This is a genomic window from Lachnospiraceae bacterium oral taxon 500 (assembly GCA_002999035.1).
In the GTDB taxonomy this organism is placed as follows: Bacteria; Bacillota; Clostridia; order Lachnospirales; family Vallitaleaceae; genus W11650.
Genome location: CP027241.1, coordinates 883,570 through 903,552, shown reverse-complemented (window position 1 = coordinate 903,552; position 19,983 = coordinate 883,570). Strand labels below are relative to the sequence as shown.

Genomic DNA, 19,983 nt, shown 5'->3' with positions numbered 1-19,983 from the left:
CTGAGTTTTCTGTTTCATTTTATTTGACGGCATTGGGTCTGTCCTGATCGGCATCGGCCTTGCAGATGATGGGATTAGGCAGACTGCTGTTATACCATATATCTATATTTTCCGGCACAAAGGGCTCAAAATAATTGGGAATAATATTGCCGTCTTCGGCATTTTTTAAAACAAAGCCTGCCGCTGTCAGAATTTCCGGCGCAAAACCGCAGCAATAAAAATCAATATATTCCATTTCCGGCCCTAACAGCGCCCGCAGTTCCCGGTTCAAGTGCGATAAAGCCTCATGCTCTCCGTAATAATCTACCAGCCGGAGCACGGCCGAATCATTTTGTTCCTGCCGGCGAAAGACTAAAATTGCTTTCATTTTCTGTTCGGGAGTAAAGCAGCCGTAAATCAGATAGTGATAAACGGGATGCTCAAAAAAACGATGCTGATAGTACCATAAGTCTTTATAGGGGATTTGGTCGGTATAATCGGTAAACGGAAACTTTGCAGCCAGTTCGGCCGGAGTTTCTATGCGCTCTAAAAAATATCCTTTGTCGTCCGTTTGGCTGGAGGAGGGGAGCGGTTTTGTCTTTATTTGCGCGATTGTATATTCTTTTAAATCATTCAGCATATAATAATGATCCAATTTTCCGCAGTGGTGCTTAAAAACTCTTTCCAGCAGGGGGATTGCAGTTTTGGGATTGTTGCCCACTCCAATCTGGCAGCGTTCTTTCAGCAGCTTGTCCCTTTGCCGGGCCAGTTCCACGCCTAAAAAGGGGAGATCATCCGGCTCACTGCGGGCGCTCCACATCGAACCCCAAATATCCCAATGTGCTTTGTTCTTGGAACAAAGGTAATAGCCGTGAATACCGGCTAAACTTTCATCTTTTCTGTCGCGGGCCAACACAAAGTGAATATCCTCTCCGGCGGCAAATTCATATTCAAAAAACTCCCGATTTTGTGCCAAAATATGATTCGGTTTCCAGTATTTGCCGATATATGTCATAATATCGAGAATATCTTGCTTTTTGGCTAAATAAAAGCGATATCGTTCTTCTAATTTTCCCGGCATTTTATTTTGCACCTCCGTTGACGGCAATCACCTGACCATTGAGCATTCTCATTTCCGGCGACATCAAAGCGATGGCTGCATCAGCTACTTCTGCGGGTGTCAGTTTTCGGCCGAGTGCGCTTCTTTGCATTGGCAGAGTAGGGTCTGTGCCTTCAAAAATAGGACTCATTTCTGTATCGGTCAATCCTGGCGCTACTGCATTGACCGTGATTCCCCGGCTGGCAACTTCAGCAGCCAGTGATTTGGTAAACTGGGCCAAAGCGGCTTTAGAAGCGCCGTAAATGGAATTTCCCATATAAACCTCATCGGCGGCAGTTGACACAATATTGAGGATATAGCCGGAACGTTGCCGGGTCATTTTTTTCAAGACCAGCTGACACAGCCGAATCGGCGCTAAAACATTGATTTGATAAATCTTTTTAATATCCTCAAATCGGGTCATTTCCAGCAGTCCCAGATGTCCGATGCCGGCATTGTTAATCAGGATATCAATGCTTTCTTTCTCGGATAGAATTTTTAAATAAGCTGCTTCTATTTGCTTGTCATCTAACAGGTCAAAATAAACCGGCCGAATCCAAACATTGCAGGCTTGGCTTAATTGCTGCCATTCTTTTTCAATTTCTGGCTGTGGTTTTCTGGCGCAAGTCCAAACATTGATGCCGCTTTTAGCCAGCTTTTCAACCAGTGCTAGGCCAATTCCCCGGCTGCCGCCGGTTACAATTGCGTTTTTACTCATCTGCTTTTCTCCCTTTTTCGACTGTGCGGTCAAGGATTCGGCTCATTGTTTTTATCATATCAAAGCCATCCCAGAAAAAAGTAAGGTCCATAGTTTCACCAATTGGAACAATCCGGTCTACACCTCGAACGCCGTTGGTGATAACCAATTGCTCTAATTGTTCAGCCAGATTTCCTAAATAAGCCACAGTTTGACAAGATTTGCCCATAATCGGCAAAAGTTCTTCTAAATCCTTTAGTACATACTCAAAGAAAAAGCCGCCGCCCTCTTTATAATCCATTAAATCTGCTGTCAGATTGGTAACCGGCAGGCGAAACAGCCGATTGTCTTCTGCCAGCAGAGTAATACCTTCCTGCGCCATACCCAGCCGAGCAAAAGCTGTATATTTGTCAATTGCCTGAATAGGCTGAAAAATATATTCATCTTTTACTTTTTCGGCCAGTGTTTTCCAAAAGCGCTGTCTGGCCGCTTCTGTTTCCCGCCCCAGCCATGCGACCAGACGCGGCGAACTGCAGGCGTTTTGATCAATATAGTAGGTATCGGTATAAAAATGTTCGGCTACTTGTTTCGCATCTGCCAACAAATAACTGTCAGCATCAATGACTGCCAGCGAATGGCGGTCGGCAAAGGTCATCTCAATCGCCCGCGGCGGCAGCGCCGCCTGCCGGATTGCGTGAATAGTCTGATTACCGCCCCAAACGACTCGAACATCACAAAAATTGGTCAAAGCCTGCGTGATTTCCTCGTTATGCTCATAACGAAGAATACAGATATATCCTTTTAAATGGCTGTGTGTTGAACCCAGCAACTTGTTTATCGCATCACAAATGATAGTAACCTGCGCAAACGTTTTGTCCGATACTCGAATGATAGAAGCGTTTCCTGCCAACATAGCCGAAGTCATTGACACCGCAAAGTTGACCGGCACATTAGAGGGAGCAATATGAAAGACCACACCCCGGCCTATTCGCCGTTTATCATCCTGATGCACCAGCGCCGCCTGTCGCAGCGAAGCATTCCGAATCCAATAAGCATAAGCCATAACATCTTTATACTCGCGGGCTTTTTTATCGGCAAAAATAGTTTTTGACAGAGCACCTAAAAAATCAACGACTTCCTCGGAAAAAAACGGCAATGCTTTTTGACGGGGCATATTGCCCAAACAATTGCTATCGCCGACTAAATAATGAAGTTTATCAAAAACGGCTGGCATAGACATCACTGCACCCCCTTAATTCTGCATTTTTCAGCCTGCCCAGCACGGCGAGATATTTGCCTTTGCGGCCGCAGGGGCAGTCATCTTCCCCCAGAATCATACCCTCATCCTCACTGAGTAAGCTGTGGCCGGGATAGGAATGCGGCAAAACTGATACCAGCTGCAAAATACCTTTTTGACCGATGTCGCAGACGGAAAAATCTACGGGATTTCGGACAATCACATCAGAAAAATTGCTGGCGTGCAAATGCCCGTGTGCGCACTCCACATTCATACAGCCCGTTTGTTCAACCATACCGTAATGATCCAAGAAATGTTGAAAATTTAAGGCCGCCCGGAGGCGCTCTTTAAACTCCTGACGGGGAACTGCCTCTGCCTCTAATTTTTTCCAGCCGCCGCCAGTCATTAAGTAAGCATTAGCAAAGTCAAATTGTTGCTCCTGCCCAAGCAAAGCTTTATAAAAATGCTGCCAAACCATAAAAGTGAAGCCAAAAACAATAAATTTCTGGTGCTGGTATTTTTCCAGAAAAGAGTGGAGTGCCGGCCAGTTTAAACTCATATCCGAGTTCAAAACATAGGTCATTTCCCTAGTCATCATTCGAAAGCCCATCAGCGCTGCTCCTCGCGCCGAAAACTTAGCCCGATCCCGCACAATATCAGGAGAGTCAACAACCAGCATTGGCAAGCGCTGCTTGCCCCAAAAATCGCCTAAGATTTGAATCATCGCCTTTTGCTGAAGCATGGCAGTTTCCTTATCTAAAAAGATTTTTGACGCCTTTTGTCCGGTCGTACCGGAGGAAGTCATAATTTTAAAGACTTCGTTTTGGTCAATGCTTAAAAGATCCATTTCTTTAAACAAACGCACCGGAAAAAACGGAATATCTGCCACCGACTGTACCTTTTCCTCCACATAACCACTTGCTGCCAAAAAATGACGGTAATGTTCGCAGTGTGCTTGATGGTAGCGGGTCAGACGGATCAATTCTTCCGTCAATTTTTTGTTTTTTTGTTTTTTTTCCAGTTCATATGGTGCCCATTCAAAAAAATCAGCAATCACAGGTTTTCTCCCATTCTTTTTTTACTCTGTCGGCGATTTTTTCAGCGGTTAAACCAATCTCCGACCAAATATATTTTTGTCCGCCAGCGTCAATTGCAAAATCTTCTACGCCAATCATAACCTGCCGGGGCATATTGGTTAATTCTGACTTATATTGTGCGATGGCGCTGCCGATTCCACCGATTACATTATGCTCTTCAATTGAAACAATCAGCGAATGAGTTTGAAAGACTGCACGCAGTTTTTCCCGGTCTAAGGGCTTAATGGTATGTAGATTATAGACAGAGCAGGAAATTCCTTTTTCTGCTAAGATTTTTTCAGCGGCCAGTGCTTCTTTGACCATTAAACCAGTTGCAATCAGCGCCACTTCACGGCCTTCCGCCAAGGTTATGATTTTCCCGGCCTGCCAGTCATAATCATTTTCATAGACAATTGGACAATCTACACCGCCGCTGAGGCGAATATAGACCGGACCTTCATATTCTGCTGCCCATTCTGTCATTTTCAGTGCTTCCAAGCTGTCGGCCGGCGACATTACCACCATATTTGGCAAAGCGTTCATAAAGGCGATATCTTCTGTTGCCCAGTGCGACACTCCCGATTTAGCCGCTGCCATACCGGCCGAAAAGCTGATTAATTTAACATTATTTTTCATATAGGCCAAATGCTGCCGTACCTGCTCCAAACATCTGACTGCCAAAAAAGAAGCGTAAGTTGTTGCAAAGACGATATCGCCTTCCAAAGCCAAACCGGCCGCAATTCCAATCATATTTTGCTCGGCAATGCCTACGTTTAAAAATTGCTCTGGATACTGACTGCAAAACCGCTCCATGCCGGAAAGCAGAGCCACATCAGCTGTCAGCAGTTTCAGATTTGCCTTTTGTTTTGCTAATTCCGGCAAAACAATCCCAAAAACCGTTCCTCTTTGTCCCAGCTTTGCCCAAGATTTAATTTTAAGGGATGATATTTTCATTTTATGACTCCATAATCTCTTTTTTTGCTTGCTCATACTGTTCCTGCGTCAGTACATGATGATGCCATTCCGGCCGGTTTTCCATAAAAGATACGCCTTTGCCCTTAACGGTATCAGCCAGAATGACCTGCGGCCCATGTCCGGCTCTGTCGGCAAATGCCGTCAAAAGCGATTCCACCTTATGCCCGTCACAGCAGGATACCTGCCAGCGGAAGCTTTCCAGTTTAGCCTGCAAAGATTCCAGTCCCATCACTTCTTCGGTGTTGCCGTCATAAGCCAAATGATTTCGGTCAATAATGGCCACCAAATTATTCAGTCGGTAATGGCCGGCCGCCATAAAGGCCTCCCAGTTGGAGCCTTCATTTAATTCTCCGTCGCCTAAAAGAACATAAATGGTATTCTTTTTTTGCTGCTGCCGGGCACTGAGAGCAATTCCGATTCCTAAGGCAAGTGCCATACCCAGACTTCCGCCGGCGTATTCCAAACCAATTTCCGGTCGTTTGGGATAACTGGTCAGCCGGCCGCCATTTTTCTGAAACTCGCAAAGTTCTTCCCGGCTGATATAGCCGACTTCAGCCAGTGCTGGAAGATGTGCCAGCACACAGTGGTTTTTGCTGGGCAGAAACCGATCCCGCTCCTTATTCAGCGGATTCTGGACATCAAATTTCATAACCTTGCCGTACAATACTGCCAAAATTTCCATACAGGACATACCGCCGCCCAGATGCGCACCGCCCTGACCGGTTGAGAGCGTCATATCCAGCGCTGCCAGACGCATTCTTTTGGCCATCTGCGTTAAATCTTGAATTTCCTGCTGTGAGTAGTTCATACCCTGCCTCCATCTATTGTTAAAATTTGCCCCGTCATATACGAAGAATCTTCGGAAGCTAAAAATAATGCCGCTTTGGCAATTTCCTCCGGCGTTCCCATTCGCTTTAGACTGGTACGTGCCAATACCTTTTCTCTTTCGGCCGGCGCTTTGTAATTGCCCATATCGGTTTCAATTAACCCCGGCGCCAGAGCATTTACTCGGATTTGATATTTGGCCAGTTCCTTAGCGACCGAACGGGTAATCCACAGTAGAGCTGCCTTGCTCGAGCCGTAGGCTAAATATCCTTCCTGAGCTTCAATCCCACCAACGGAACAAATATTGATAATATTGCCGCTTTTTTGTTTCATCATTTGCCGAGCCAGATTTTGCATTAAAATAACCGGAGCAAAAACATTGACGGCGTAGACCTCTTTCATTTCCCGGACAGAGGTCATGGTCAATATGCCATGAGCTGGCACACCGGCGTTGTTAATTAAAATATCGACCGGTAAACCCTGATGAATAATACCCTGCACTGCTTTTTTTATGGCTTCTTCTTCTCTTAATTCAAAATAAACCGGTTGAATCCATACCTGATAACGTTCTGCCCATTTTTGACATTGACTTTCAAACTCGGGGCTATTCTTACGGGCGCATGCCCAAATATTGCAGCCCTGACTGGCAAATTCCTGTACCAGCGCACTGCCGATTCCTCGATTGCAGCCGGTAATAATGGCATTTTTGCCTGCTAATTTTTTTTCCACGGCAATCTCCTATCTGTTGTTATGTTTTTGTGTTCTTACATAAAAGAATAGCATATTTACGTGACTTTTACAAGTTTAAAAAGGCGCTGGAAAATTTGTTTGCGGTTCAGAAAAGACATTCGTAATTCTTTGAAACGACTTGCCTGAGTTTTAAAAAAATAAAACTTTTTCCGATGTTTTTTGTATGCACATTTTGTAGTTTTATGGTATACTATAAAAGTGTGAGATTTTTTGGCGCCGGGGTATCTTCCGGCGGCTATGCCTGTGGGGCGGGGCCTTCAGAGAGGCTGCACAGATGAGGAGTGCGACCATAATGAAAAAATATAAACTAATCATTTTTGATTTAGACGGAACGCTGCTGGATTCCTTAGAGGGGATTGGGGCGGCCATGAACGCGGTGCTGTCCGGGCATGGGCTGCCAGTTCATACCAAGGCGGAGTATCGCTATTTTGTGGGCAACGGCTTAAAAAAATTAGCGGAAAGAGCACTGCCGGCTGAGGTGTTTGTCCGGGACGGAATTCATCCCTATTATGAGGAACTGGTTAAGGCCTATGAAACACATTATAAGGAAGGCTTAGGCCTGTATCCGGGGATTGCCGGACTTCTTGACCGGCTGACGGAGGCCGGTTATCAGTTGGCGGTCAATTCCAATAAGATTGACTATATGGTCAAAAAGATTGCGGCCGATTATCTGGCTGACTGGAACTGGGCGGAAATTAGCGGTGCGACCGAGGAACTGCCCATTAAGCCAAGTCCAGCCGGAGCGGAAAGGATTATGGCAGCAGCCGGTGCGGCACAGGAGGAAACCCTTTATGTCGGGGATTCGGAAGTGGATATGGCAACGGCTCAAAATGCCGGAATTGACAGTGCCTTTGTCAGTTGGGGCTTTCGCCGACTGGCGGATTTGGAGAAAGCAGGAGCGGAGATTACCTATATTATTGACCGTCCTGAGCAGCTGATGGCGCTTTTATGCGGGGAATCGGCCGACAAGTAAGCAAAGAGAAATTAAAAATCAGGAGCAAATATGGAAGAAAATGTAAAGATCAGTATCGTCGGCATGCAGGAGTCGGCTGACGGCGATGCGGTGGAAATGATAACGACCGGGCAGTACCGGGAAAAGGACGGCAAACTCTATTTATCCTATATTGATAATTTACTGGATACGGAAAATCCGGTTAAGACCTTGATTAAGGCTGACGGCGATTTGGTGTCAATTATTCGCTATGGTCAAAAAAATACGCATTTGTTGTTTGAAAAAGGGGTATCACATATCGTGCCCTACGAAACGCCGTTCGGCTATATGGAAGTAATCAGCCATACACAGGATGTCAGCCTGACCCCCTTAGAGGGCGGTTTTGATTTGAAGATTGATTATCAGATTGAATTAAACCGTTCCGATCTGGGTAGAAATCAGCTGCATGTCGTGGCGGTTCCCTTAAAAAAAGACGGTTCAGTTTAATCTTTTTATAAATTCAATGAAAAATCTTTAGAAAAAGCGAAAAAGCGCCGAAATAAATAAATAAAAAAGCAAGCTGGATTGTGGGAGGAAAAAAGTGAAGTCAGGAAGAAAATCTATCATTTTCAGAGCAGCAGCATTTTTGCTGTGTTTAGTATTGCTGCAGCCGTTTGGTGTCCGGGCGGCAATTACCGAGGATCAGGGGATCGTTTCCGATCCGGTCAGCGGAGTGTACCGCGGCCTGATGCTGGGCGATACCATTCGCCAAAACTTAAACTTTGCTGACTTAGGGGGGCACTGGGCCAAGGAAGCCGTTTCCCGACTGGGGGCGCTGGGCATTGTTCAGGGCTATTCCGAGGGCGGACGGTATTATTACCGGCCCAACCAACTGGTCAGCAAAGAAGAAGCGCTGGCACTTCTTTTGCGGACAATCGGCAAAGAAGCCGATGCGAAGAAAGCGGCCGAAGGGATTGAGGCCGGTGAAACTGTGCAAAGCAACTTAACTTTTTGGTCCAAAGGCTATTTAACGGTAGCCAGGAGACTGGGCGCAATTACTGAGGCACAGCTGAATGATGCCCTGGCAGAGGATCAATCGGCACTGCTGCCGATGGAAAACTTTCGTCGTTTAGATATGGCAACGAGGGAAGAAGTAGCGGCTTGGCTGGTTAAATTAGCTTCAGCAGCCGGTTCGACGGAGATGGTTCCGCAGTATGAAAATCAGGCGATTTTCCGTTACAGCGACTGGCAAAATATCAAGGCCGAGTATTTGCCTTATGTGGAAATGGTGACCAGAGCCGGGATTATGAAAGGATCCGGCAATGCTTTTGCGCCGAAGCGGGGGATTACCCGGGCCGAGATGGCACAGGCTATCCGTAATATGGGGCAAACCCTGTACCGGCTGAGAAATATTACCATGAAAGACGGTTATGTCGGGCATATTGCCGACGATACGACCTTAAACAATCAAACTTCCAAAAAAGAAAGGAATTATCTGGTTCGCAATCAAACCGGCCAGGTCGATAAGCTGATTTACGCCGAGGAAATCAGCAGCGATAATCAAAAAACGATCTTGTCGGCACCGGTGCTGCGCTATGGTACCCTGTCAACGATGCTGGCCCTCAAAGAAGGCGATAAGGTGGAGTATTTGGTAGACGATAAGGGCGGTCTGTTATATGTCAGCGCCAAGGAACCGGATCAGCCCTATTCTTTTTCTGGGAGTTTGCAGCCCTTTGATTTGGACAAGGGTCAAATCATTTTAAAGGACGGGGAAAACAGCTATCATTTTACCATGACGCCAAGTCTCTATCGGCGCAATCCTGATCAGGTGGCGCTGAAAATCCAGTATAATGACCGGTTTGTGCCGCTGGCGAGCCTGCCGTACAGCCATCGGGTAACGGTGACGGTCAAGGATAAGTTGGTAACCGAAATTTATTATCAGGGCGATATCATCCGGACCAATGAAGTCAGCGGGATTATTAAGGATATTCAGCTGGATTTTAAGTACATTGTGATTGAAACCTGGGACAGTAAGCTTTTGACCAAAAAATATAATGCCTCCGAGTTAACCATTGAAAAAAGGCCGTATTATGAAAACAATGTCAATTCCGGTTATTTTGATGAATTGTTCCGGCATTACCGTTTTGACCCTTATGACGGCAAAATTACCGATTTAGAGGTTGGCGATATTGTTCATGCGCTGCTGTCGGAGGAGGATGAGGAGTATATTACCCGGATTTCGGCCAGTACGAATTATGTGGCGGATTTTGGCCGGATTGTAGATGTCCGTGATGGCGGCGATGCCGGTTCGCAGATTACGATTCGCCGTCCGGATGAGTCGCTGAATACCTATACGGTTGCGCCGCTAGTCGGTGTTTTTTACGGCGAAGAACGGAGTTCTCTGGCGCGGCTGCAGGCCGGACAAACGGTTAAGCTCCTGATTAATCAGGCGGTAATCAGTCCTGGTACTTTAAAGGAAACGGTTAAGGAAATTGCCGTTGATAAGCTGGGGAATCAGGTGGCTAATATTTATAAGGGCAATATCGGCCTTTTAAATCAGGCACAGAAACAGCTGACGCTGAATCATTCCTATCAGCTGCAATATAATCGCTGGGATAATTATCAGGCCAGCCGGGTCTTTCAGCAGAATGAGCAGACCAAATACTATTACAACGGCCAGCGAGTTACGGCCGACTATGTGCGCAAGTTCCTTTATTCCAAGGATATGACCGGCTACGCGGTGACGACCCAGTTTTATTCGGGTGAGATTTTGGATACGCTTAGTTTCAGGGACAGCCGGGAAACGATGCTGGCCAGAGACAGGATTGAAACAGTACGTGATAACAGCCGCCTGACTTTAGAGGACCGGACGGCGCCGATTCAAACCGATGACGGTACGATTATTTTAAAGGATAATCATGTTGTCAGCTTTGGCAGCCTTTTGCCGCCGGATTATGCCAGAGTGATTTTAAATGGTGAAAATCAGGCAGCGCTGATTGAAGTAACGGCTGAGCCGGGCAATGGCAGTCTGCAAATCTTCCGCGGCCGGATTGCCAAAATTAATGAAATGCAGGGCTTTAAGCTCCAGTCAAATGCTGCTTTAAAAGGGATGAACTGGGTTTACTCACCGATTAAACGTGAGTTTGAAATGGACCATAATACCAGAATTTATTCGGGCGAGGGCTTTATCAATCAGTCGAAGTTTTTATCCTATGGGGAAGTTACGCATACGGACAAGGTGTATAATATCATTTCCGACGGCGCCAAAGCGAATTATGTGCTGGAACAGCCCTATTTACAGGAAGGCGTTAAGGGAACAATTTATGCGATTGACGGCGACGGCATTAAGATTAAGGATGTGTTTGTGTATCAGCGGGCGCAGAAAAAATGGGTGCCGCTCAGTTTAAGCAACAGTTATGCCGTTTTAACTGTGCATGCTTCCGCTCTCTTTTTCCGGGAAAATAAAGCGACGGAAAAGGACAGCTTAAAAGTAGGCGAGGTGCTTCGGGCGATGACGACCAAGGATTTGATTAAGAGTGTGAAAGACAGTTCGGATCGCACGGCTGAAGGATATTTGTTCTTTGTCGAGCAGTAGAAGGGAGCCGGTATGAAAAAAAATTGGGAAATCAAATTAGGGTCGCTTCTGTGTGCGGCGCTGTTGTTTTTATTTGCGGACATAAGTCTGGCGGCGGAGGGTGAACTTGGCTTTTTCGGCGGGATTTCCGAGGGTGACACCCTGCCGAAAATTATGGAAGAATATGTACCAGTCAAGAAGGAAGCCAAAAAGACCTATCAGTATAAGGAAATGATTTTTTTCGGGGCAAAGCCGATAGAAATGACCGGGACGATTACGGTGACGATGAATACTGATAAAATAGCATCCAGTGAGGCTGGCTCTTATACCGAGGAATATCAGATTAATGCGAAAAACGAAGCGGCAGCAGCCAGCATTGACCGGCGGGTGCGGCTGTCGACTTCTTTCCGCAAGCAGGAAAGCCCATATAGTTTTCAGGTCATCAAGGACTCGAAGCTTCTGAACTGGGTGGAAACGATTAAGGTCGGCGACAAGACACTGACGCTGGATCCGAGTGCGACCACTTTTTCCAAATCAACGGCCGAAGATATTACGCCCGGCGTCAATTATTTTACGACCGATGTGTCCTATGTGGCGACTTATTTGGACGGCGATAAAAAACCGTATTATGCGACTATGAACGGTAAGATTACCGGTTTTAAGCAGCCGTGGGCGAAGCTGGAAAGTCAGGTGCTGGAACTGAATATTGATTCGCCGACCGGATTTCACCGGGATGTGCAGATAAAGCCGCGGCTGGAGGCGAACCGCAGTATTTATTATGAGCAAAGTGACCCTTATCAAATCAGTTTTTCCGGTACCTATAATCAAAGGCTGGAAAGAAAAGCAACACTGACTTACGAGATTCGCAATGACGAGCCGGGACTGACTGCCAAAGAAAAGGCTAATTCCATTTTGTTTATGCCGGCCAATCCGATTGAAAAGCTGCTGATTCCGAAAAATCTGGAGTTTTTGAGCGGGCACTGGGCGGAGGAGGATATCAAGCAGTTATACAGTTTGGGGGTATATACCGAGATTCCGCACAGCGGCATGCAGTATGAGGCCATGAGCCGGGGCGAGTATGTCAAAGCCTTATGTCTGGCCATGAATGTGGATATTTCTAAGTATAAGAATCCGAAAAAGAATGCGCCTAAGATATTTGGTGATGTCGGGCCGGAGCATCCGCTTTATCCGTATATTATGGCGGCGTATGATGTCCGGATGGTGGACGGCACGGGGGAAAACTTTTCCGTGGACAAGCCCATTACCCGGCAGGAGGCTTTTACCATTTATGTCAGGGTCATCGGTCTGGAGCGGCTGGGCGTAATGACGGCTTTGCAGACACCGTTTCGTGATGATGCGCAGATTGCGCCGTGGGCGAAGCGCGAGATTATGGCCGGTTACAAAATCGGTGTGATTTTAGGCGACAGCGACGGCAATGTCAAACCGACGCAGTGGTTTACCAAAGCGGAAGCGGCAGCGGTGATTAACCGGCTGATTAATTACTTGCGCAGTGAAATCGGCACGGCGTATTAAAGGGAATAGATGTAAGTTTTTTTGTGTTCCTTAGGTTTGATGAAAGGATTTTGCCTTTTCGCTGGGTAGAGTCTTATAGGCAAGGAAAGTTAAAATAAAAGCGCACGGTGATAGGCCGTGCGCTTTTGTGTGAGGAAGAAACTTATATGATATTCCAATCAAGAACTTCGGCCTGACTTGATTTTTTCACCGAAACAAGATATAATAATATCTAATCAGGATTTGGTAAATCACGATTAGATATATTTTCGAGAGAAGGTGTGCAGATGTTTATAGGCAGAGAAATGGAATTGAAATTTTTAAGCGACAAGTACAGGGAAAGTGGCGGACAGCTGATTGTTTGGTACGGCCGACGACGTGTGGGCAAAACTGAAACCCTGCGAGAGTTTTGTAAGGGGAAGCCGCATTTCTTTTTTTCCTGCACTCAGACGACAGACCGGGTGCAGCTTAGGAATTTTTCAGACCGGATATTGAAAGAGAATATTCCAGCTAAAAATTATATCACCGAATTTGCTGACTGGGAAAAAGCATTCCGGGCTATTTTGGATTTGCCTTACGGCAGTGCCAAAAAATTAGTTGTGATTGACGAGTTTCCGTATATGTGCCGGGGCAATAGGAGTATTCCGTCTGTTTTGCAAAATCTTTGGGATGGGGAGCTTCGTGGCGGTAATGTGATGGTGATTTTGTGCGGCAGCGCGATGAGTTTTATCGAAAAGGAACTGCTGGCAGAGAAAAATCCGCTTTATGGCCGGGCTACCGGTATTTATAAGATGAAAGAAATGGGGTTTTATGATGCAGCAAAGTTTTTCCCGGATTATTCTGCCCGTGATAAAGTGATGGCTTATGCTGTTCTTGGCGGTATTCCGCACTACTTGCGGCAATGGAACCCTCGGCTGACTGTGCGGGAGAACATCAAACAAAATATTTTGACCAAGGGCTGTATTCTTTATAGCGAGGTGGAGTTTTTACTGCATCAGGAACTGCGGGAAACATCTCTTTATAACTCTATTATTGAAGCGGTTGCACTCGGCAATACCAAGTTAAGCGCAATTAGCCAAAAATCACTGATAGAAGATGCTTCCAAAACCAGCGTTTATTTGAAAAATCTAATGGAACTCGGCATTGTTAAGCGAGAATTTTCGGTGGATACCAAAATGAAAGAACAGGCAAACGCAAACCGAGGGATATATCGTCTGACGGATCATTTCTTCCGTTTTTGGTATGCTTTTGGTTTTGTGAACTTCTCGCAGTTAGAGGACGGCGATGCAGACGGCGTTTATGAATATGCTGTCGCGCCTGCGCTGCATGAATTTGCCGCTCCTGTCTTTGAGGAAATCTGCCGTGAGTTTATTAGGGAGAAGCAAAAGAAAAAAGAATTGCCTTTCCGCTATGCCAAAATAGGGCGGTGGATGGGCAAAACCACGGTGCGCGATGAAAAAGCACCAGGCGGTTTGCGGACGGCAGAAACGGAAATTGACGTTTTAGCCGTTGACAGAGAGGCCGGTGAATATTTGGTTGGTGAATGTAAATTCAAAGCCAGTCCTTTCTCTTACTCGGAATATCTTGATACACTGGTTAAGTTGATGCCATTGAAAGAGAAAGCCAAGTTTCATTATGCCCTCTTTTCGGAGAGCGGATTTGACAAAAAACTCATAGCGGCGGTTAAAGAAAGCGGAGCGCAGCTTTACGAGCTTGAGCAGATTGTGAATTATTTCAGTTGAAAAACTGGAGGGCTTATAGTAAGATGATAAAAACTATTATAAAAAAGTTGAATTATGCAAAAACGGAGAGGACAAAAGATGAAAAAAAGGATTCTAAAAAAAGTTTTAGCCGGAGCGATTGTATTGACGCTGATTTGGAGTAGTATGCTGCCGGCTGCGGCCGACAGTGCGGAGTACGCTCGGATCTTTGAACAAGTGATGGAGCGGATTGAGCAGGACTACACCGGTAATATCAGCCGGCAGGAACTGTTTGAAGCGGCGATGAAGGGAATGTTTCAAAGCCTTGATGAATACTCGGAATTTTTTACTCAGGAGCAGGCTCGGGAGTTTGAACGCAGCATTGATAAAAAGTTCGAGGGGATTGGCATTCAGTTTCGCCGGGAAAATAATATCTTTGTGGTAACCAAGCTGATTGCCGGCGGCAGCGCCGAAGAAGGCGGCGTTTTGCCGGGGGATATTTTGCTGGGAGCCGATGGCGTGAGTTTTGCCGACATGACTACCACGGAGGAAGTTGCCAATAAGATTCTGGGTGAAAAAGGGACCTATGTGCTGCTGGAAGTTAAGCGCGGCCGGCAAACACTGAGTTTTCGGCTGGAAAGACGGACGCTGCAGCTGCTGACAGCTGAGCAGATCGCCTGGAATCGCCTGGCGCTGACTTTGCCGGCCGATATGAATCCGCAGGCGGTGCTGTATGTGGCGCTGACCAGCTTTGGCTCGGATACGGCCGCAGAACTAAAGGCGATTATGGATAAAGCCGAAAATAAAGCAGCCAAGGTAATGGTACTGGATTTGCGTGACAATGGCGGCGGCTATGTTCATTCGGCCATTGAAATTGCACAAATGCTTGTGCCGAAAGGAAGGATTGTCAGTTTTCGCGATAATCAGGGGGAAGAGGAAATTTATTACTCGGAGCTAACCCAGGCACCGTACCGGAAAATCATTGTGCTTGTCAATAAAAACACGGCTTCGGCTTCTGAAATATTGGCCGGCGCGTTAAAGGATTCCGGTATTGGTCTATTGATAGGCGAAAGGACTTACGGTAAGGGCGTAGCGCAGGAAGTTCTGAATATCAATGGCGGCCAGTACAGCTTTAAGCTGACCTTTAAGGACTTTTTTACACCGAAAGGCACGCCGGTGCAGAAGGTGGGAATTGCTCCCGATATTTTGGCGGAAACACCGGATTATATTATTTCCGACCGGCGCTTCTTTATCGGCGATGAAAATGAGGCAATCAAAAAGGCCGAAGACATCCTCCGCTATTTAGGTTATTTCCAGGAAACGCCAGACAACAAATATGAAGCCAATACTTTGCCGGCGGTACTGGCGTTCCAAAAGGCAAGCGGTCTTGGCGAATATCCGGTTATAGATTTTAGCACACAGAATGCGCTGAACACGGCGCTTAGGGCTAAGCTGAGTCAACAGGATCAAGTCTTGGAGCGGGCGGCAGCGGAAAGCGTCAAGCTTTTAAAATAATAGCGAAAGGGAAGCGGCGATAGATTTTGTTTGCAAAGCCCGTGTTTTTTAGTTTTTCAGATGGGCAATGGCGGAGCGGCAAAAGTACGTGGAGAGCCGAAACGGCGAAAAGGAAAAAAGTCGCTTGACAGACAGGGAATAAGGTCTTAAAATTAAAATTTAGTAGGAAATTCGACAATAAGAATCCGTGGAGGTTGAAAATGCAGTATATTTTTGTAACAGGCGGGGTGGTTTCCGGCCTGGGAAAAGGAATTACGGCGGCATCTTTGGGCCGGCTGTTAAAGGCCAGAGGATACAGCGTGACGATTCAAAAGTTTGACCCGTATATCAACATTGATCCGGGGACAATGAGCCCCTATCAGCATGGTGAGGTTTTTGTGACCGAGGACGGTGCGGAAACGGATTTGGATATCGGACATTACGAGCGCTTTATTGATGAAAACTTGACGAAAGAAAATAATATCACGACCGGCAAGATTTACTGGTCGGTCTTGAATAAGGAAAGAAAAGGCGAGTTTTTGGGGGCGACGGTGCAGGTTATTCCGCATATTACCAATGCCATCAAGGAGCGGGTTTACCGGGTCGGCAAAAACAATAACTCGGATATTGTCATCACCGAAATCGGCGGCACGGTTGGTGATATTGAAAGCCAGCCGTTTATTGAGGCGATTCGGCAGGTAGCCTCTGAGGTTGGCCGGGAAAATGTGGTTTATATCCATGTCACTTTGATTCCGTATTTAAAAATGGGCGGTGAGATGAAGTCCAAGCCGACCCAGCATTCCGTCAAGGAACTGCGGGCAATGGGTATTACACCGGATATTTTGGTCTGCCGGACGGAGTACCGGATGTCGCAGGATATGATTGATAAATTGGCGTTGTTTTGCAATGTCAAAAAAGACTGCGTGATTCAGAACTTAGATGCGGAAACCTTGTACGAAGTGCCACTGATGATGGAAAAAGAGGGCTTGGCGGATATCGTCTGCCGTCAGCTGAAGTTAGAAAACAGGCAGCCGGATTTGGCCGAGTGGCAGGCATTGGTTGAGAAAGAAAAAGGCTTGCCGGAAAAAGTGCTGAAAATTGCTTTGGTCGGTAAGTATGTAGAACTGCACGATGCTTATTTGTCGATTGTTGAAGCGCTCAAGCACGCCGGTATCCGGCACGGCCGGGCGGTTGATTTCCTGTGGCTGAATGCGGAGGATATTTGCGCGGCCAATGCGGAGGAAAAGCTGGGCGAGGCGGACGGTATTTTAGTGCCGGGCGGCTTTGGCGACCGGGGGATTGAGGGCAAGATTGAAACCATTCGCTATGCCAGGGAAAATCAGATTCCATTTTTTGGAATCTGCTTAGGGATGCAGGCGGCGGTGATTGAATTTGCCCGCAACGTAGCGGGACTGGCCGGAGCGCACAGCTCGGAGCTGAGTACGGATACGCCGTATCCGGTGATTGATATCATGCCGGAGCAAAAGGATATTGACGAAAAGGGCGGAACGATGCGGCTGGGCGCCTATCCCTGCAAGGTAAAGCCGGGCAGTAAGACTTATGAGTGTTATCAAAGTGAGTTGATTTATGAGCGGCATCGTCATCGTTATGAGTTCAACAATGAATTTCGGGAAGCATTGGAGGCGGCCGGGCTTTTCATTGCCGGGCTGTCGCCGGACGAGCGGCTGGTGGAAATTGTTGAATTGCCGGAGCATCCGTATTTTGTAGCGGTGCAGTTCCACCCGGAGTTTAAATCCAGACCGAATCGGCCGCATCCGCTGTTTGCCGGGTTTATCGGAGCAGTTAAGCAGGCGGAAAAGAAATAGCAATCGTTGCCGTGATTTTGGCAGAAGGCCTGCGGCGGTAAAAGAAGATGAATTTAAAAGGGCTGTTGCATTTTAAGATTTTTACACAAGATTTATCAAGGTATCTTGTGTAAAAGCTTTATTTTGCAACAGCCCTTTTTCTTAGGGGATTTAGTCGTAATGTCCGCGGCAGGAAACAATGAAAATAATTCCGTTTTGTTCATAGTAAACAATCCGATTTGTTTCATCAATTCGTCTGCTCCACAAGCTATTTAAATTTTCTTTCAATGGTTCTGGTTTTCCAATTCCGTTAAAAGTGTTTCTTTGGATATCCTTTATTAATGCGTTTATTTTTTTTAGCGTTTTTTTATCTTGGTCTTGCCAGTATAAATAGTCCTCCCATGCTCTATCTTCCCATAAAAGTTTCATTAGTCCACCTCAATCAGATCATGCTCAGCAAAGTGGGCTTTCCCTGCTTTTATGTCATGCATTATACCCTCTAAATAGCGAATATTGCTTTCCGAGTAAAACGGATCAGCGGAAAGCTCAAATGGAATTCGTTTTTCCCGGCTGACTTTTTTAGCAAATACGGTAAAAGCGGCACTCATAGAAAGACCTAATTCTGAACAGACGGCTTCCATGCTTTTTTTTACATCAGCGTCTAATTTGAAATTAACATTTACGGTTTGAGCCATAATAAAAGTTCCTCCTATGCTATCGGGTGAGGCTTTGAGCACTCGGTATTTGGTTTGAAATATTTTTTAGATTATAGTTTCTGTTTTTACTATATCATAAAATAAAGAAGAAGTAAAGAAAAAATCTTTACTTCTTCTTATGGAATACATCCTTAGCAGATAGAGTTAATTCAGCGATTGACTGTACAAAGACTGAACGCTTGATGCAGCTAATACTCTTATTATATACTGTCAAGGGAAAATGGATAATATTTTTTTAATTTGATGGGGATATAGAAAGGGAAAACAGAATTTCAATGAAAAATGAAGAAACATCGCGATATAAATTGACAGATATCAAAAAAGAATTTATAATGAATCAGGAACTCAACAAAGAAGTCTTTCGGCGGGAGCAGCGGTTTGACTGACGCAATCAGATGGTATTGTTGTATGTAGCCATGATAAACAGAAAGGGCGGAAATGGGAATTTTTGCTAAAATTAAAGAAAAACTGCGTTCCTATTGGACGCCGTATGAAGTAACCTATATCGGAGGCTATGACACTAAGGAATTAAGAGAAAGCGATAATCCGGCCGCGAAGCTGGCGGGCTGGCAGGCGGAAAATGACGCGGCGTTGGCTGAACATTTGCCCAGAGCAGCGCGCAATGAAAAAAGGCTGCAGCTGACGGACCGATTTGCCCGCTTTCCGGAACGGCGCCGGAATGTCTTAGTGCAAATGGCCAAACAATATTCGGCTTTGCGCGGCCAAAAGCAGGAGGCCAAGGATCATCATGAGGAAATGCGGGAATATTTGAATCAGATTTCTGATTTGACCTTTGATGAAGATTTGCCCAGAGTCTTGAAAATTATTGAGGAAAATGAACTGGAGTTTCAAAAGGTACAAAAAGATTTGAGCTATTTAGAGGGAGAGCGGTCAAGTCTGGAATATGAATTCAAACGCAGCCGGATTGGGCTTTTGCTTACCGGTATTGTCCTTTATGCAGCGGTAGCGGCGGCAATTTTGGGAACGATTTTTCTTTTTCTGTTATCCAAACGTCAGAATATTTTTGTGCCGGCGGTGGTGCTGATTTTGAGCATCGGTTTTTTCGGAATATGGGCGGCGGTTTTTCGCCGCTATTTTCGCAGTGCGCTAGAGAAAAACGGGAAAATGCAGCAAAGAGCAGTTAAGCTGATGAATAAGGTTAAGCTGAAATATGTTCGGTACCGGCGGCTGCTGGACTATGAATATAAAAAGTTTGAAATTAACAGCTCCGAAGGCTTACGGCTGCGGTATGAAATATTTACCAAAGAAAAACACCAAAGACAGCGTTATGAAGATTTGGAAAAACAGCAGCGGCTGACGGCGCTGGATATTGCCCGGGAAATGGCGGCCATGCTGCCGGAAAAGGAAGAAGAATTGATTGATTTGTTTTTGCAGGATTCGGATTATTATGCCAGCGCCGGCGGCCGGGATCGGCTGAAAGAAAGGCTGACGGAAGAAAAAGAAGAGCTTCTGCGCCGGGGAAGGGAATTAGAAAACGAGCGAAAGGTACTAAGGCAGATGGAGACCATGTTGCCGTGAAAGGGATAAAAATAAGGAGAAATCAGCCTGAGAAATCTCTCATGAAAATCTTATGCGGAACAGGCAAGAAAAGT

Annotated in this window: 17 protein-coding genes; 8 read left to right on the top strand and 9 right to left on the bottom strand. The window is 46.1% G+C overall.

The window, feature by feature from the left end:
• Positions 1 to 19: 19 nt before the first annotated feature.
• The 7 genes from C3V36_04225 to C3V36_04195 are packed head-to-tail and all read right to left on the bottom strand — an operon-like array spanning position 20 to position 6,623.
• On the bottom strand, positions 20 to 1,060 hold the full coding sequence (locus C3V36_04225) for a hypothetical protein (protein AVM68521.1): 1,041 nt from the start codon (positions 1,058 to 1,060) through the stop codon (positions 20 to 22).
• Position 1,061: 1 nt separating this feature from the next.
• On the bottom strand, positions 1,062 to 1,796 hold the full coding sequence (locus C3V36_04220; GenBank protein ID AVM68520.1) for a hypothetical protein: 735 nt from the start codon (positions 1,794 to 1,796) through the stop codon (positions 1,062 to 1,064).
• Positions 1,789 to 3,015, bottom strand: coding sequence for a long-chain-fatty-acyl-CoA reductase (locus tag C3V36_04215; protein AVM68519.1), 1,227 nt, complete (start codon positions 3,013 to 3,015; stop codon positions 1,789 to 1,791). Before C3V36_04215 ends, C3V36_04220 begins: the two co-directional genes overlap by 8 nt.
• On the bottom strand, positions 2,993 to 4,069 hold the full coding sequence (locus C3V36_04210) for an acyl-protein synthetase (protein AVM68518.1): 1,077 nt from the start codon (positions 4,067 to 4,069) through the stop codon (positions 2,993 to 2,995). The genes C3V36_04215 and C3V36_04210 overlap by 23 nt, the downstream gene beginning before the upstream one ends.
• Positions 4,059 to 5,078: a hypothetical protein gene (locus C3V36_04205; GenBank protein ID AVM68517.1), complete on the bottom strand. Its 1,020-nt coding sequence runs from the start codon at positions 5,076 to 5,078 to the stop codon at positions 4,059 to 4,061. Before C3V36_04205 ends, C3V36_04210 begins: the two co-directional genes overlap by 11 nt.
• A complete protein-coding gene (locus C3V36_04200; GenBank protein ID AVM68516.1) occupies positions 5,044 to 5,871 on the bottom strand; it encodes a transketolase in 828 nt (275 codons plus the stop codon). Before C3V36_04200 ends, C3V36_04205 begins: the two co-directional genes overlap by 35 nt.
• Complete coding sequence (locus C3V36_04195; protein AVM68515.1) at positions 5,868 to 6,623, bottom strand: polyketide synthase; 756 nt, start codon at positions 6,621 to 6,623, stop codon at positions 5,868 to 5,870. Before C3V36_04195 ends, C3V36_04200 begins: the two co-directional genes overlap by 4 nt.
• Positions 6,624 to 6,912: 289 nt before the next feature.
• On the opposite strand from C3V36_04195, the gene C3V36_04190 reads away from it, so the two are divergent.
• From C3V36_04190 to C3V36_04160, 7 genes are all read left to right on the top strand, one after another.
• Positions 6,913 to 7,611, top strand: a complete 699-nt coding sequence (locus tag C3V36_04190) for a hypothetical protein (GenBank protein ID AVM68514.1) — start codon at positions 6,913 to 6,915, stop codon at positions 7,609 to 7,611.
• A 30-nt stretch (positions 7,612 to 7,641) separates the two neighbouring features.
• Complete coding sequence (locus C3V36_04185) at positions 7,642 to 8,076, top strand: hypothetical protein (GenBank protein ID AVM68513.1); 435 nt, start codon at positions 7,642 to 7,644, stop codon at positions 8,074 to 8,076.
• A gap of 94 nt (positions 8,077 to 8,170) precedes the next feature.
• Entirely contained in the window at positions 8,171 to 11,164 is a 2,994-nt protein-coding gene (locus C3V36_04180; GenBank protein ID AVM68512.1) for a hypothetical protein, read from the top strand.
• Between the two features lie 12 nt (positions 11,165 to 11,176).
• Positions 11,177 to 12,676 (top strand): hypothetical protein, encoded by a 1,500-nt coding sequence (locus C3V36_04175; GenBank protein AVM68511.1) that lies wholly within the window; start codon positions 11,177 to 11,179, stop codon positions 12,674 to 12,676.
• Between the two features lie 266 nt (positions 12,677 to 12,942).
• Positions 12,943 to 14,397, top strand: a complete 1,455-nt coding sequence (locus C3V36_04170; GenBank protein ID AVM68510.1) for an ATP-binding protein — start codon at positions 12,943 to 12,945, stop codon at positions 14,395 to 14,397.
• A 54-nt stretch (positions 14,398 to 14,451) separates the two neighbouring features.
• Positions 14,452 to 15,870 carry a hypothetical protein gene (locus C3V36_04165; protein ID AVM68509.1) on the top strand — a complete coding sequence of 473 codons (1,419 nt, stop codon included), beginning with the start codon at positions 14,452 to 14,454 and terminating at the stop codon, positions 15,868 to 15,870.
• A 194-nt stretch (positions 15,871 to 16,064) separates the two neighbouring features.
• Entirely contained in the window at positions 16,065 to 17,675 is a 1,611-nt protein-coding gene (locus C3V36_04160; GenBank protein AVM68508.1) for a CTP synthase, read from the top strand.
• Between the two features lie 150 nt (positions 17,676 to 17,825).
• On the opposite strand, the gene C3V36_04155 is transcribed toward C3V36_04160, so the two are convergent.
• Together C3V36_04155 and C3V36_04150 are read right to left on the bottom strand one after the other, a co-directional pair.
• Positions 17,826 to 18,083 (bottom strand): Txe/YoeB family addiction module toxin, encoded by a 258-nt coding sequence (locus C3V36_04155; GenBank protein ID AVM68507.1) that lies wholly within the window; start codon positions 18,081 to 18,083, stop codon positions 17,826 to 17,828.
• On the bottom strand, positions 18,083 to 18,349 hold the full coding sequence (locus C3V36_04150; GenBank protein ID AVM68506.1) for a type II toxin-antitoxin system antitoxin, RelB/DinJ family: 267 nt from the start codon (positions 18,347 to 18,349) through the stop codon (positions 18,083 to 18,085). Before C3V36_04150 ends, C3V36_04155 begins: the two co-directional genes overlap by 1 nt.
• Positions 18,350 to 18,808: 459 nt before the next feature.
• Between C3V36_04150 and C3V36_04145 the strand changes: the two genes are divergently transcribed.
• A complete protein-coding gene (locus tag C3V36_04145; protein ID AVM68505.1) occupies positions 18,809 to 19,909 on the top strand; it encodes a hypothetical protein in 1,101 nt (366 codons plus the stop codon).
• Positions 19,910 to 19,983 lie beyond the last annotated feature (74 nt).